The following is a 14,057-nucleotide window of genomic DNA, read 5'->3' on the forward strand; positions in this document are numbered from 1 at the left end:
TCCGGGCGGCGCCGGTCGCAATGGGCCGGTGCCGATAATAAAAACATAGCACGATGCGGGCCCGGCCGCGCACCCGGGCGGATGCTGATGCGGCGGCGGCGAAACGGACGCTGCGCCGGCATTCACGACCGACGGCGCAGCGCGGATGCGGCAGCGGTCGGCGTTCTTTCGAATGGCTGTCAATCGTCACACCAGTCGGCCGCAACGCTCGTTAGAATGTCGGCTCCCCCGAAGCACGGGATCCGATGCGAAGCCTGGAGCAGGTGCTGAAGCACCCGCTCCAGCCAACTTGAGCGCTAACTTTGGCCGACCGCACAAGGCATGGGACCAGAGTAAGCGCTGAAGCGCTAACTCTGATCGACAGGAGACGCAGCACGATGAAAATCTACGACCAGTTCTATATCGATGGCGCGTGGCGCAAACCGGCCGGAACCGGCACGATCGACGTGATCGACTCGGGCACCGAAGCCGTGATCGGCCGGATTCCGGAGGGCGTCGCGTCCGATGCGCAGGATGCGATCCGCGCGGCGCGCGCGGCCTTCGACGCGTGGGCGGCCACGCCGGCCGCGACGCGCGCAGGCTACCTGCGCAAGATCGTCGAGCATCTGCAGGCACGCAGCGAGGAACTCGCGCAGTCGATCACGGGCGAAGTCGGTATGCCGATCAAGCTGTCGCGCGCGATCCAGGTCGGCGGCCCGATCTACAACTGGAAGGCATACGCGAAGCTCGCCGAGTCGTTCGAATTCGAGGCGCAGGTCGGCAACTCGCTCGTCGTGCGCGAGCCGGTCGGCGTTGTCGCGGCGATCACGCCGTGGAACTACCCGCTCAATCAGGTCACGCTGAAGGTCGCACCGGCGCTCGCGGCGGGCTGCACGGTCGTCCTGAAGCCGTCCGAAGTCGCGCCGCTCAACGCATTCATGCTCGCCGAGGCGATTCATGAAGCCGGTTTGCCGCCCGGCGTGTTCAACCTCGTGTGCGGTTATGGCCCGGTGGTCGGCGAGGTGCTGGCGATCGATCCGGACGTCGACATGGTGTCGTTCACGGGCTCGACGCGTGCCGGCAAGCGCGTGGCCGAGCTGGCGGCCGCGGGCGTCAAGCGCGTTGCGCTCGAACTGGGCGGCAAGTCGGCGTCGGTGATCCTCGACGACGCCGATTTCGCGACGGCGGTGAAGGGCACGGTCAACGCGTGCTACCTGAACGCGGGCCAGACCTGCTCCGCGCACACGCGCATGCTGGTGCCGGAAGCGCGTTACGAAGAGGCGCGCGAGATCGCGAAGGCCGCGGCCGAAACCTATGTCGCCGGCGACCCGCGACAGGACGCAACGCGCCTCGGTGCACTCGCGTCGGCCGTGCAGCAGCAGCGCGTGCAGGCGTATATCCAGCGCGGCATCGACGAAGGCGCGGAACTCGTGACGGGCGGCACGGGCCTGCCGGAAGGGCTCGCGAAGGGCTTCTTCGTGAAGCCGACCGTGTTCGGCCGCGTCGATCCGAAATCGACGATCGCGCAGGAAGAGATCTTCGGGCCGGTGCTGTCGATCATCACGTATCGCGACGAAGACGAGGCCGTGCGGATCGCGAACGATTCGCCGTACGGGCTCGGCGGCGCGGTATGGGCCGGCAGCGACGAACGCGCGATGGGCGTCGCGCGCCGCATCCGCACGGGGCAGGTCGACATCAACGGCGGCACATGGAACGGCGCCGCGCCGTTCGGCGGCTACAAGCAGTCGGGGCATGGCCGCGAGAACGGCGTGTACGGGCTCGAAGAGTATCTCGAGTACAAGTCGATGCAGCTCAAGCCAGCGAAGCCGGCCTGAGCGCTTCGCCGCGCATGAACCGGAAACGGCACGCTTGCGTGCCGTTTTTTTATTGACGCGCGTCAAGGTGCGCGGCGGTGGATCGTCGATCATCGCGGTTCCGATGTTCCGACGAGGTTTCAGATGACCGTACGCAGTTCCTTTCCGCCGCTGACGATTCGCGGCCGCACCTTGTTGCCCGTCGTGCAGGGCGGCATGGGCGTCGGCATCTCCGCACACCGGCTGGCGGGCAGCGTCGCCCGCGAAGGCGCGGTCGGCACGATCGCGAGCATCGACCTGCGCCACCATCATGCGGACCTGCTCGCGCGGTGCCGCGCGCAACCCGATCGCGCGACGCTCGAGGCCGCGAACCTCGAGGCGCTCGCCCGCGAGATCCGTCTCGCGAAGACCTACAGCGAAGGGCGCGGGATGATCGCGGTCAACGTGATGAAGGCCGTGAGCGCGCATGCCGACTACGTGCGCGTCGCGTGCGACGAAGGCGCGGACGCGATCGTGATGGGCGCGGGCCTGCCGCTCGACCTGCCCGATCTCACGCAAGGACACGACATCGCGCTGATCCCGATCCTGTCGGACAGCCGCGGGATCGCGCTGGTGCTGAAGAAATGGATGAAGAAGGGACGTCTGCCCGATGCGCTCGTGATCGAGCATCCGGCGCATGCGGGCGGCCACCTCGGCGTCACGCAGATCGACGACATGCACGACCCGCGATTCGATTTCGCACGCGTGCTCGACGAGACCGCGCAGGTGATGGCGTCGCTCGGCCTCGCGCGCGAGACGATCCCGCTGATCGTTGCGGGCGGGATCAACAACCACGACACGGTGCGCGCGGCGTTCGCGGCCGGCGCGAACGGCGTGCAGGTCGGGACGCCGTTCGCGGTGACGGAAGAGGGCGATGCGCATCCGGATTTCAAGCGCGTGCTCGCCGACGCGACGCCCGACGACATCGTCGAATTCGTCAGCGTGACGGGGCTGCCAGCGCGCGCGGTGAAGACGCCGTGGCTCGATCGTTACCTGCGCAACGAGACGCGCATCCGCAACAAGCTCGGCGCGCTGAAGCAGCGCTGTCCGACCGCGCTCGAATGTCTGAGTGTGTGCGGACTGCGCGACGGCATCGAGAAGTTCGGCCATTTCTGCATCGATACGCGGCTCGCGGCTGCGTTGCGCGGCGACGTCGCGAACGGGCTGTTCTTCCGCGGCCGCGAAGCGCTGCCGTTCGGCCGTGCGATCCGCAGCGTGCGCGACTTGCTCGACCTGCTGCTGACAGGCCGGGCGACCGAGCCTGCGGCAAACCGTCCCACGTTTACGCTGGCTTGACGGATATCAAGATGTCGAAAAGACCCTACGAGGAGAATGGAAACCATTCTTTGGGGGTCCGTACCATGCATAAAACGATTCGAACTTGTGTCACCGCTGCCGCCGTCGCGGCAAGCCTCGTCGCGATGCCTTCGCTGTCGCACGCAGCGTCGCCGGGCGACGGCATCAATCAGGGTGACGTACTGGTTCGACTGCGCGCGATCAGCATCCAGCCTAACGAGCGCGCGAGCGACACGCTGGGTGCGCTCAACGTCGGTGTGAACAACGCGATCGTGCCCGAGCTCGACTTCACGTACATGATCCGCGATTACCTCGGTGTCGAGCTGATCCTCGGCACGTCGCGGCACCAGTTGACGTCGAGCCTCGGCAATCTCGGCGGCGTGGGCGTGCTGCCGCCGACGCTGCTGCTGCAGTATCACTTCAACCATGCGGGCAAGGTGCGTCCGTACGTCGGCGCCGGGGTGAACTACACGTACTTCTACAACAACGGGCTCAACGTCGGCGGGGAGGGCGTGTCGATCAACAAGAGCAGCTTCGGCCCCGCGCTGCAGTTCGGCGTCGACGTGCAGGTGACGAAGAAGGTGTTCATGAACGTTGACGTGAAGAAGATCTGGATGAGCACCGATGCGACGCTCGGCGACAAGGGCATCGGCACGCTGCACATCGATCCGCTGATCGTCGGCGTGGGCGTCGGGATGAAGTTCTAGACGCGGCGGGAAAAAACAGAGTTGGGGTTGGCGGCATGGCAGTCGGCATGCCGCTTTTTTTTTGCGCGGCGGATTTACAGCTTGTCGTACTGGAAGCGCATCGCGGTGCCTTCGCGCGTGATGCGCTCCCACACCGCGCGCTTTTCGTCGTCGCTCAGGAACACCCAGTTCGATACTTCGGCGGCCGTGCGGCCGCAGCCCTTGCAGACTTCGTCGAAGAGGGTCGAGCACACGCCGATGCAGGGGCTGTCGGGCAGGTCGTGGAGATTGGAGGCCATCGGGAGGGTTCGCGCAGTTGAATCGTCAGCCGCCATTTTAATGCATCGCGGCCGCCCGGTCGGGCGGGTGCGGCCGGCATGCTGTACCGGTGCGGGGTCGTGACAGTACGACCCCGCACCGGCAAGGGCGCACGGCAACGGCTTGCCGGCTGGATCGACAGCCAGGCCCCGGGCCTAGGTGCGCGCGACGCGCGTCGCGATTCCGCCGGCGAAACAAGCGGCGCGCACACCCGCCGAACGGGCCGCCCGCCCGGCTCGCGAACGTCGTTTCGCCGCCGCCGGTTTTTCCCTGTGGACAGCCGCCGATTACCCGATAAAATTCCCCCGGAACACCCCGCCACGCGGGCGGCCTGACTGGCCGGCGGCGGGAATCTGTTCCGTTTGCGCGACACCGGCATGATTTTTTTGTGACGTAGCGCGAATGGTGGTAGTTTTCGGGGTTTTCGAGGGGCGGAGCACCAGAATGCGCCGCCATGACGAGGCAGACGGCAGCCGGACAACGTGTCCGGCCGGAGGGAGAGCGGGATGAAAGCAAAGGTAGTGGGCCGGTTCGCAGCGCTCGCGCTGTGCGTGGGTGCATCGGCGGCAGCAGCAGCGAAGGATACGCAGCTCAATGTCTATAACTGGTCCGACTACATTGCGAAGGACACGATCCCGAACTTCGAGAAGCAGTCGGGCGTGAAGGTCCGCTACGACAACTACGACAGCGACGACACGCTGCAGGCGAAGCTGCTGACGGGCAGCTCGGGCTACGACATCGTCGTGCCGACCAGCAACTACGCGGGCAAGCAGATCGCCGCCGGCATCTTCGCGCCGCTCGACAAATCGAAGCTGCCGAACCTCAAGTATCTCGATCCGCAACTGATGGCGCTCGTCGCCGGCGCGGACCCGGGCAACAAGTATTCGGTGCCCTGGGCGTACGGCACGACCGGTCTCGCGTACAACCTGACGAAGGCGCAGCAGGCACTCGGCAAGGTCCCGCTCGACAACTGGGACATCCTGTTCAAACCGGAAAACCTCGCGAAGCTGAAGACCTGCGGCGTGTCGGTGCTCGACGCGCCCGACCAGATGTTCGCGGCTGCGCTGCACTACATCGGCAAGGATCCAATGAGCACGAACCCGGCCGACTACAAGGCCGCGATGGACGTGCTGAAGAAGATCCGCCCGTACATCACGCAATTCAACTCGTCGGGCTACATCAACGACCTGGTCGGCGGCGACATCTGCTTCGCGTTCGGCTGGTCGGGAGACGTCGTGATCGCGAAGCATCGCGCGATCGAAGCGAAGAAGCCGTACAAGGTCGAGTACTACATTCCGAAGGGCGGCGCGCCGGTGTGGTTCGACGTGATGGCGATCCCGAAGGACGCGAAGAACAAGGATGCCGCGCTGCAGTGGATCAACTACATCGAGGATCCGAAGGTGCACGCGGCGATCACGAACGCGGTGTACTACCCGAGCGCCAACGCCGAGGCCCGCAAGTACGTGCGGCCCGACGTCGCGAACGACCCGGCCGTCTACCCGCCGGCCGACGTCGTGAAGACGCTGTTCCTGCTCAAGCCGCTGCCGCCTGAAATCCAGCGCCTGCAGACGCGTCTGTGGACCGAGCTGAAGTCGGGCCGCTGACGCGAGCGAAGTGAACCAGCAGTCATGAAGCCCCTGGTGCCCCCGGGGGCTTTGTTCGTCAAACGCAGGAGAGAAGCAGCACATCATGAATAGCCAGTCGGGTGGGCCGGTCGCGGGCGCACCGTCCTCCGTTTACGCCTCCGGCGCCGATGCGCGCGCCGAGAACTTTGTCCAGATCGTCGACGTCGTCAAGAAATTCGGCGACACCGAAGCCGTGCGCAGCGTCAATCTGACCGTGCGCCAGGGCGAGCTGTTCGCGCTGCTCGGCAGCTCGGGCTGCGGCAAGTCGACGTTGCTGCGGATGCTCGCGGGCCTCGAGACGGTCACGTCGGGCAAGATCCTGATCGACGGCGAGGACCTCGCGCAGATGCCGCCGTACAAGCGGCCCGTGAACATGATGTTCCAGTCGTATGCGCTGTTCCCGCACATGTCGGTCGAGTCGAACGTCGCGTTCGGCCTCAAGCAGGAAGGCGTGCCGAAGGCCGAACTGAGGGAGCGCGTCGCCGCGGCGCTCGAACTCGTGCAGATGAGCAAGTACGCGAAGCGCAAGCCGCATCAGCTGTCGGGCGGCCAGCAGCAGCGCGTCGCGCTCGCCCGCTCGCTGGTCAAGCGCCCGAAGCTGTTGCTGCTCGACGAGCCGATGTCCGCGCTCGACAAGCAGATCCGCCAGCGCACGCAGATCGAACTCGTCAACATCCTGAACAAGGTCGGTGTCACCTGCATGATGGTCACGCACGACCAGGAAGAAGCGATGACGATGGCGAATCGCCTCGCGGTGATGAGCGAAGGGCAGATCGTGCAGATCGGCTCGCCGAACGAAGTGTACGAATATCCGAACAGCCGCTTCTCGGCCGAATTCATCGGCTCGACGAACCTGTTCGACGGCGTGACCGTCGAGGATGAACCCGACCACGTGTACATCGAATCGCCGGAACTGCCGAGCCGGCTGTACGTGAGCCACGGCATCTCGGGCCCGCTCGGGATGCCGGTCACGGTGTCGGTGCGCCCCGAGCGGATCGCGCTCACGCGCAAGCCGCCCGAAGGCGCGTTCAACTGGGCGCGCGGCAGGATCAGCAACGTCGCGTACATGGGTGGTTATTCGCTGTATCACGTGAAGCTCGACGCGGGCAAGACGGTGATCGCGAACGTGTCGAGCCTCGCGATTTCCGAGCTCGACACGCCGGCGCTCGGCGACGAGATCTACGTGCGCTGGAGCGCGACCGCGGGTGTGGTGCTGACGTCATGACCACGTTCAAGTCCCTGCTCGAGTGGCCGGTGCGGCGCTTCAATCTGACGGGCGCGACGGCGGTCGTCGCCGGGCCGTTCACGTGGCTCGTGCTGTTCTTCCTCGTGCCGTTCGTGCTGGTCGTCAAGATCAGCTTCGCGGAGCTGCAGCTCGGCATCCCGCCGTACACGGAGCTCGCGTCGTACGCGGACGGTGTTGTGCACGTCGCGCTGAACCTGTCGCACTACGCGTTCCTGTTCACGGACAGCCTGTATTTCGCGACCTACGTGAACTCGGTGTGGGTGGCCGCGGTCACGACGCTGCTGTGCCTGCTGCTCGGCTATCCGATGGCGTACTACATCGCGCGCTCGAACCCGGCGACCCGCAACCTGCTGATGATGGGCGTGATGCTGCCGTTCTGGACGTCGTTCCTGATCCGCGTGTACGCGTGGATCGGCATCCTGAAGAACAACGGCCTGCTGAACAACTTCCTGATGGGGATCGGCCTGACCCATACGCCGATCGAGCTGTACCGCACGAACTACGCGGTGTACATCGGGATGGTGTATTCGTACCTGCCGTTCCTCGTGATGCCGCTTTACGCGCACCTCGTGAAGATGGACCTGCGCCTGCTCGAGGCCGCGTACGACCTCGGCGCCAAGCCGTGGAAGGCGTTCGTGCAGATCACGCTGCCGCTGTCGAAGAACGGGATCATCGCGGGCTGCCTGCTGGTGTTCATCCCGGCGGTGGGCGAGTACGTGATTCCCGAACTGCTCGGCGGCGCGAACACGCTGATGATCGGCCGCGTGATGTGGAATGAGTTCTTCAACAACGCGGACTGGCCGATGGCGTCGGCCGTGACCTGCGCGATGGTGCTGCTGCTGCTCGTGCCGATGGCGATGTTCCAGCATTTCCAGGCGAAGGAGCAGGAGGGCCGTCGATGAAGCCGAATCGTTACCTGCAGTTCGCGGCGCTGTTTGCCGGCTTCGCGTTCCTGTACATCCCGATCATCAGCCTGATCGTCTATTCGTTCAACGAGTCGAAGCTCGTTACCGTGTGGTCGGGCTTCTCGTTCAAGTGGTATTCGGCGCTGGTGGAGGACGACGAGCTGCTGACCGCCGCGTGGTTGTCGTTGAAGATCGGCGTGCTGACCGCGTTCGCGTCGGTGTTCATCGGCACGTGGGCCGGCTTCGTGCTCGCGCGGATGGGCCGCTTTCGCGGTTTCGCGCTGTTCAGCGGGATGATCAACGCGCCACTCGTGATTCCCGAGGTGATCCAGGGAATCTCGCTGCTGCTGTTGTTCATCGAACTGGCGAAGTGGATCGGCTGGCCGGCCGAGCGCGGCGTGTTCACGATCTGGCTCGGCCACGTGATGCTGTGCATCTCGTACGTCGCGATCATCGTGCAGTCGCGCGTGCGCGAGCTGAACCCGTCGCTGGAGGAAGCCGCGCTCGATCTCGGCGCGACGCCGCTGAAGGTCTTCTTCACGATCACGCTGCCGCTGATCTCGCAGGCGCTGATCGCGGGCTGGCTGCTGTCGTTCACGCTGTCGATCGACGACCTCGTGCTGTCGGCGTTCCTGTCGGGCCCCGGCTCGACGACGCTGCCGCTCGTCGTGTTCTCGCGCGTGCGCCTCGGGCTGAACCCGGAGATGAACGCGCTCGCGACGCTGTTCATCGTCGCGGTGACGGCCGGCGTCGTGATCGCGAACTTCGTGATGCTGCGTCAGGAACGCAAGCGGATGGCGGGGTTCGCGACCTGACGGCTGCGTTGCTCGCAGCAATGAAAAACGCCCGGTGCCGACGACGAGTCGGGCCGGGCGTTTTGCTTGGGCGCGCTGCGCGTGCTGCAGCGTCGGTCAGTACGCGAAGCTCTTGCCGGGTGTCGTCCAGACTGCCGTGGCGGCCGTGCACGGCTGGAGGCTCAGCGTGCCGCCGGCGGCAGGCGCCAGGCAGCGGCCCGTCGATTGCGACACGAGCTGAGTCGAACCCGGTCCCGTGCCGGCTTTCACGCGCCATTGCTGATCGGCCGCACCGGCGGTACAGGTGCGCAGCAGCGCGCCGGTTGCCTGCGCGGTGAGGCAGTAGCTGTACTTGGTCTGCAGCGTGCCGTCGCCCGCGGCGACCCACAGTTGCGGATTGAATTGCGTGCCGCCCGACGCGCGCACCGACGCGAGCGTCGGGCACGCGCCGAGCGTCGCGGGATGGCCGTCGGCGAGACCGCCCGACGCGGTCAGGCACGCGCCGGTTGCTTTCACGAGGCCGGCTGCCGATTGCTGCGGGCCGCCGACCAGCGTCGCGACGCCGTTCGATACGGACGCGTTCGCATCGCTGGCCGGACAGGTCTTGTTGACGGTGACCGACGGCGCCGGCACAGCCACCGCGTTGCCGATCGCGTCATACGCGCGAATGTCGAACTGCGCGTCGGTGTGTGCGATCGACGTGCAACTCGTGCGGCTCGAGTTCCAGTCGAAATATTCCACCCACTGGCTGATCGACGAAACCGGCACCTGCGTCTGCGTCGTGCCGACGTAGATGCTGCCGATGTCGAAGCTGTCGCCGGTGGAGCCGGGCGTCACGTCGGTGACGTTGCTCTTGAACCAGCCCGGGCCCTGGGCCGTGTCCGGCGTGATGCGGAACCGGTAGGTGTGGCCGGCCTGCCAGTCGTAGCGGTAGCGGCACTGCGCGCCCGCGCTGCCGTCCGTCGCCGAGCCGCTGACCGTGCAGTAGCTGCCCGCACCGATGCCGGCGCTGGCCGGCGTGCCGGGTTTGGCGGCCGTCGCGCCCCACAGGCTGAACAGGAATTGCCGGCCGCTGCCTTCGCTGGCCGATACGAGCTCGGTCGACTGCAGGCCCGTGTAGCCGTTCAACGAATTGACCTGGTTCGACCAGAACACGTTCGAGTTCGGGCCGGGATCCGTCTTCGGCGTGATGAACAGATCGAGCGTGCCGACGCTGCGCACGGTCGACGGGAACCACGTGTTGCTGTAGAGCCCCGGCGTCGAGCCGAGGAAGCCGGACAGCGTCGGCGCGGTCGCGGTGGACAGAGTCGCGAACCCGGGAGCCGGGTTGGCCGTGATCGTAAAGCTGCGTGCACCCGCCGGCGGCAGCGAGGCGACGGGCGGCACGTCGAGCGTGAAGCCGAGCGTGCACGTGCCACCGGCCGGCACCGTCACGCCGGACAGCGCGACCCGCGACGCGCCGTCATCCGTCAGCGTGCCACCGCACGTGCTGGTGAGGCCGTTCGCGGTGAAGCCGGCGGGCATCCCGATGAAGAGCCCGGCGGCGGCAGGTGCGGCACCGGTGTTGGCGAGCTTGAGCGTTGCCTTGTCGGTCCCGCCGACCGACGGCGAGAGCGTGGCGAGCGTCAGTGCGGCGGTGTAGGCGGGTGTCGCGAAAGCGGTGAGTGGGGCGAACAGCAGCGCGGCCATCGCCGCGCATCCTCGAGTGCTTGCTTGCATGCCGGAGCTCCATTTTCTTTGTTGGATTCGATGCGTGTGCAACAGCGCCGCGAGACGACTCTAGCACGCGATTCCGGCAGCTATATGAACAAATCTGAACGAAGGCGGTGACGGGCGCGGTCGATGCCCGTGCCATCGATCACGCGCCGAATGCCGCCTTCGCCAGCAACCCGAGCGCGACGCACACGAGCACGGCCGCGAAGCCGGCCTGCACGTGCCGCGCGGCGAGGTGCCGCGACGCACCGCGGCCGGCGGCCATGCCGAGCGCGGTTGCCACGGTGAACCACAGGGTCACGTCGAGCGGCGCGTGCGTGCCCGACACGAGCGTCGCGAACACGCCGCCGGTGCCGACCAGCGCGATCACCATCAGCGACGTCGCGACGACGCCGTGCATCGACACATTCGTGAACTTGCGCAGCATCGGCACGATCACGAAACCGCCACCGACGCCGAGCAGCCCGGTCATCAGGCCCGTCATCGCGCCGGTCGACGCAAGCGCGACGCCGACGGGCCAGGACCACACGAGACGGCCCGTATCGGGATTCACGCGGCCGACGCACAGCGGCGACGCGTCGGCATCGGCGGGAGCGTGCCGCAGCGCCTGCCGCAGCAGGCGGCCGGCGACGACCAGCATCGTCAGCGCGAACAGCGCGAGCAGCATGCGTTGCGGCAGCACGTGCGCGAGCCGCACGCCGAGCGTGGTCAGCGGCACGCCGGCCACGGCCATCAGCAGCGCCGCGCGATAGCGCACGAGCCCGCGGCGGAAGCCTTCGAGCGCGCCGAGCGCGGCGCTGCCCGCCACCGCGACGAGCGCGACGGGCGCGGCCTGCTGCATCGGCCAGCTCATGCCGACCACGAGCGCGGGCACCGCGAGAATGCCACCGCCGGCGCCGGTCAGGCCGAGCACGGCGCCAACGAAGCCGCCCAGTACAAGGGAAATCAGCATGACGTCATCGGGCTCCGGTCAACGTGCGATCGCGGGCTTCGCGAGCCATTCGCGACCCTTGAGCATCGCCTTCCAGTAAAGCGGCGGCAGCACGCGTTCCTTGAGCAGCCACGCAAGCCGCGACGGGCGCTTGCCGTCGATCAGCCACGCGGGGAAGGTCGGCGCGACCTTGCCGCCGTACAGGAATTCGGCGAGCACGATCTTGCCGCGCTCGACGGTGAGCGGACACGAGCCGTAGCCGTCGTACGCGGCGTCGCCGTGCGCGCGGCCGAGCGACGCGAGCAGGTTGTGCGCGACGACCGGCGCCTGCTTGCGGGCGGCCGCGGCGGTTTTCGCATTGGTCGTGTTGGTGACGTCGCCGAGCGCGTAGATGTCCGGAAACTGCTTGTGCCGCAGCGTCGCCGGATCGACGTCGATCCAGCCGGCCGCGTCGGCGAGCGGGCTCGCGCGCACGAAGTCGGGCGCCTTCTGCGGCGGCACGACGTGGATCATGTCGAACGCACGCACGACGGTTTCCTTGCCGCCGTCCGGCAGCGCGCGTGCGAACGTCGCACGGCGCGCGGGCCCGTCGATCGAGACGAGGTTGTGGCCGAACGACAGCGCGATGTCGTAGCTTTTCACGTACTCCATCAGCGCGGGCACGTAGTCGGCGACGCCGAACAGCGCACCGCCCGCATTCAGGAATTCGACGTTCGCGGCGTCGAGGTGGCCCGCGCGGCGCCAGTGGTCGCACGACAGGTACATCGCCTTCTGCGGCGCACCCGCGCACTTGATCGGCATCGGCGGCTGCGTGAAGAGTGCATTGCCGCCGCGGAACGCGCGGACGAGCTCCCACGTGTACGGCGCGAGATCGTAGCGGTAGTTCGACGTGACGCCGTTGCGGCCGAGCGTGTCGGCGAGGCCTTCGATCGCTTCCCAGTCGAGCTTGAGCCCCGGGCACACGACGAGCTTGCGATAACCGATGCGGCGGCAGCCGTCGAGCACGACCGTATGCGATTCGGGCTCGAAGCCCGCGACGGCGGCCTGGATCCGGTGTACACCGCGCGGCAGCAAGTCGGTGATTTGGCGCGCGGTCGTCTCGGGCCGGAATACGCCCGCGCCGACCATCGTCCAGCCCGGCTGGTAGTAGTGGACGTCGGCCGGGTCGATCACGGCGATGTCGAGCGACGCGTCGCGCGCGAGCAGGCTCGATGCAACGGCGATACCGGCCGCACCCGCGCCGACGATCACGATGTCGTGCCGCGCGTCGATGGCCGGCGCGGCTTGCGTGCCGCCTTGAGCGACGCGAGACGCGACCGCGCGCAGGTCGTAGCCGGCTGTATTGGCCGTCGCGACGATGTCGTTCAGCGGGCGCAGGCCGGCTTGCGACAGCGCCCACAGCGTGGCCGAGCGCGTGCCGCTGCGGCAATACGCGAGCACCGGGCCTTCCAGCGACGCGACGAGTGCGCCGAACTGCGCGGCCTGGTCGTCGGTGACCTTGCCCGTATCGACCGGCAGGTAATGCACGTCGATACCGAGCGGCGCGGCGGCCGCGCGAATCTCGGCGACGGTCGGCTGGTCGGGGCCTTCGCCGTCGGGCCGGTTGCAGACGATCGCGCGGATGCCGGCCGCGTGCAGCGCGGGCAGGTCGGCCGTCGCGATCTGCGGCGAGACCGACAACGCGTCGGTCAGCTTGCGAATGGTGGTCATGTCGGGGTTCTCGGTTGGGGGCGGCAGCGCTCAGATCGCGTCGAGCGGGATCTTCAGGTAGCGCACGCCATTGTTTTCGGGCTCGGGCAGGTGGCCGGCGCGCATGTTGACCTGCACGGACGGCAGCATCAGCACGGGCATCGCGAGCGTCGCATCGCGTGCGGTGCGCATCGCGACGAAATCGTCCTCGGTCACGCCGTCCTTCACATGCACGTTCGCGCGGCGCTGCTCGGCGACGGTCGTCACGAACTGCACGTCGCGGCCGCCCGGCTGGTAGTCGTGGCACAGATACAGGCGCGTGTCGGGCGGCAGGCCGAGCACGCGTGCGATCGAGCGGTACAGCGTGCGCGCGTCGCCGCCCGGGAAGTCGCAGCGGGCCGTGCCGTAGTCGGGCATGAACAACGTGTCGCCGACGAACGCCGCGCGCTGCGTCGCGTCGTCGACGCAGTAGGTCATGCATGCGGGCGTGTGGCCCGGCGTGTGCAGCGCGCGGATCGTCAGCGCGCCGAGTTCGAGCGTGTCGCCGTCGTCGACGAGCCGGTCGAACTGGCGGCCGTCCTCCGCAAAGCCGGGGCCCGCGTTGAACAGCGTGCCGAACACGTGCTGCACGCGGCGCACGTGCGAGCCGATCGCGATCCGGCCGCCGACTCGCGTCTTCAGGTAGGGCGCGGCCGACAGGTGGTCGGCATGCACGTGCGTTTCCAGCAGCCAGTGCACGGTCGCGCCGAGTTCGGCGACGCGGGCGATCAGCCGGTCGGCACTGTCGGTGCGCGTGCGGCCGGATTTCGGGTCGTAGTCGAGCACGCTGTCGATGAGCGCACAGGCGCGGCTCGCCGTATCGAGCAGGAGATAGCTGACGGTGTGGGTCGCCGGGTCGAAAAAGCCTTCGACCGACAGCGTGGGGGCATGGCTCACGGGATGTCCTCGATCGGGTTCTGCATCTGCAATCGGGATCTTTATCTCAAGAAACGTGCCAGCCGGCCCCGCGGCCCCGGTCGATG

12 protein-coding genes are annotated in these 14,057 nt (G+C 67.3%); 7 read left to right on the forward strand and 5 right to left on the reverse strand.

The features are described 5' to 3' along the window. Positions 1-377: 377 nt before the first annotated feature. The 3 genes from VL15_RS32485 (at position 378) to VL15_RS32495 (ending at position 3,835) form a co-directional block, all read left to right on the forward strand. Positions 378-1,814: an aldehyde dehydrogenase family protein gene (locus tag VL15_RS32485; protein ID WP_048250927.1), complete on the forward strand. Its 1,437-nt coding sequence runs from the start codon at positions 378-380 to the stop codon at positions 1,812-1,814. A 123-nt stretch (positions 1,815-1,937) separates the two neighbouring features. Next, a complete protein-coding gene (locus VL15_RS32490; protein ID WP_048250928.1) occupies positions 1,938-3,128 on the forward strand; it encodes an NAD(P)H-dependent flavin oxidoreductase in 1,191 nt (396 codons plus the stop codon). Positions 3,129-3,193: 65 nt separating this feature from the next. After that, positions 3,194-3,835 carry an OmpW/AlkL family protein gene (locus tag VL15_RS32495; protein ID WP_048250929.1) on the forward strand — a complete coding sequence of 214 codons (642 nt, stop codon included), beginning with the start codon at positions 3,194-3,196 and terminating at the stop codon, positions 3,833-3,835. 74 nt (positions 3,836-3,909) lie between these two features. On the opposite strand, the gene VL15_RS32500 is transcribed toward VL15_RS32495, so the two are convergent. Continuing rightward, a complete protein-coding gene (locus VL15_RS32500) occupies positions 3,910-4,113 on the reverse strand; it encodes a DUF1289 domain-containing protein (RefSeq protein WP_006493160.1) in 204 nt (67 codons plus the stop codon). A 525-nt stretch (positions 4,114-4,638) separates the two neighbouring features. Here VL15_RS32500 and VL15_RS32505 point away from each other — a divergent pair. The 4 genes from VL15_RS32505 to VL15_RS32520 all read left to right on the forward strand — a co-directional run bounded on the left by VL15_RS32505 (position 4,639) and on the right by VL15_RS32520 (position 8,723). After that, on the forward strand, positions 4,639-5,736 hold the full coding sequence (locus VL15_RS32505) for a polyamine ABC transporter substrate-binding protein (RefSeq protein ID WP_048250930.1): 1,098 nt from the start codon (positions 4,639-4,641) through the stop codon (positions 5,734-5,736). Positions 5,737-5,821: 85 nt separating this feature from the next. After that, positions 5,822-6,982: an ABC transporter ATP-binding protein gene (locus tag VL15_RS32510; RefSeq protein WP_048250931.1), complete on the forward strand. Its 1,161-nt coding sequence runs from the start codon at positions 5,822-5,824 to the stop codon at positions 6,980-6,982. Further along, positions 6,979-7,905: an ABC transporter permease subunit gene (locus VL15_RS32515; protein WP_048250932.1), complete on the forward strand. Its 927-nt coding sequence runs from the start codon at positions 6,979-6,981 to the stop codon at positions 7,903-7,905. Before VL15_RS32510 ends, VL15_RS32515 begins: the two co-directional genes overlap by 4 nt. Further along, a complete protein-coding gene (locus tag VL15_RS32520; protein ID WP_048250933.1) occupies positions 7,902-8,723 on the forward strand; it encodes an ABC transporter permease subunit in 822 nt (273 codons plus the stop codon). Before VL15_RS32515 ends, VL15_RS32520 begins: the two co-directional genes overlap by 4 nt. A 96-nt stretch (positions 8,724-8,819) precedes the next feature. On the opposite strand, the gene VL15_RS32525 is transcribed toward VL15_RS32520, so the two are convergent. The 4 genes from VL15_RS32525 to VL15_RS32540 all read right to left on the reverse strand — a co-directional run bounded on the left by VL15_RS32525 (position 8,820) and on the right by VL15_RS32540 (position 13,971). Next, a complete protein-coding gene (locus VL15_RS32525; protein WP_080971027.1) occupies positions 8,820-10,421 on the reverse strand; it encodes an RICIN domain-containing protein in 1,602 nt (533 codons plus the stop codon). A 139-nt stretch (positions 10,422-10,560) separates the two neighbouring features. Further along, positions 10,561-11,367 (reverse strand): sulfite exporter TauE/SafE family protein, encoded by an 807-nt coding sequence (locus VL15_RS32530; RefSeq protein ID WP_048250935.1) that lies wholly within the window; start codon positions 11,365-11,367, stop codon positions 10,561-10,563. Positions 11,368-11,385: 18 nt separating this feature from the next. Continuing rightward, on the reverse strand, positions 11,386-13,056 hold the full coding sequence (locus VL15_RS32535) for a bifunctional protein tyrosine phosphatase family protein/NAD(P)/FAD-dependent oxidoreductase (protein ID WP_048250936.1): 1,671 nt from the start codon (positions 13,054-13,056) through the stop codon (positions 11,386-11,388). 30 nt (positions 13,057-13,086) lie between these two features. Next, the gene (locus tag VL15_RS32540; protein WP_048250937.1) at positions 13,087-13,971 is read right to left on the reverse strand and encodes an MBL fold metallo-hydrolase; all 885 of its coding nucleotides are present in this window, start codon (positions 13,969-13,971) and stop codon (positions 13,087-13,089) included. Positions 13,972-14,057: the final 86 nt, after the last annotated feature.

The sequence above is a fragment of the Burkholderia cepacia genome (genome assembly GCF_001039005.1).
GTDB classification, from domain to species: Bacteria; Pseudomonadota; Gammaproteobacteria; order Burkholderiales; family Burkholderiaceae; genus Burkholderia; species Burkholderia theae.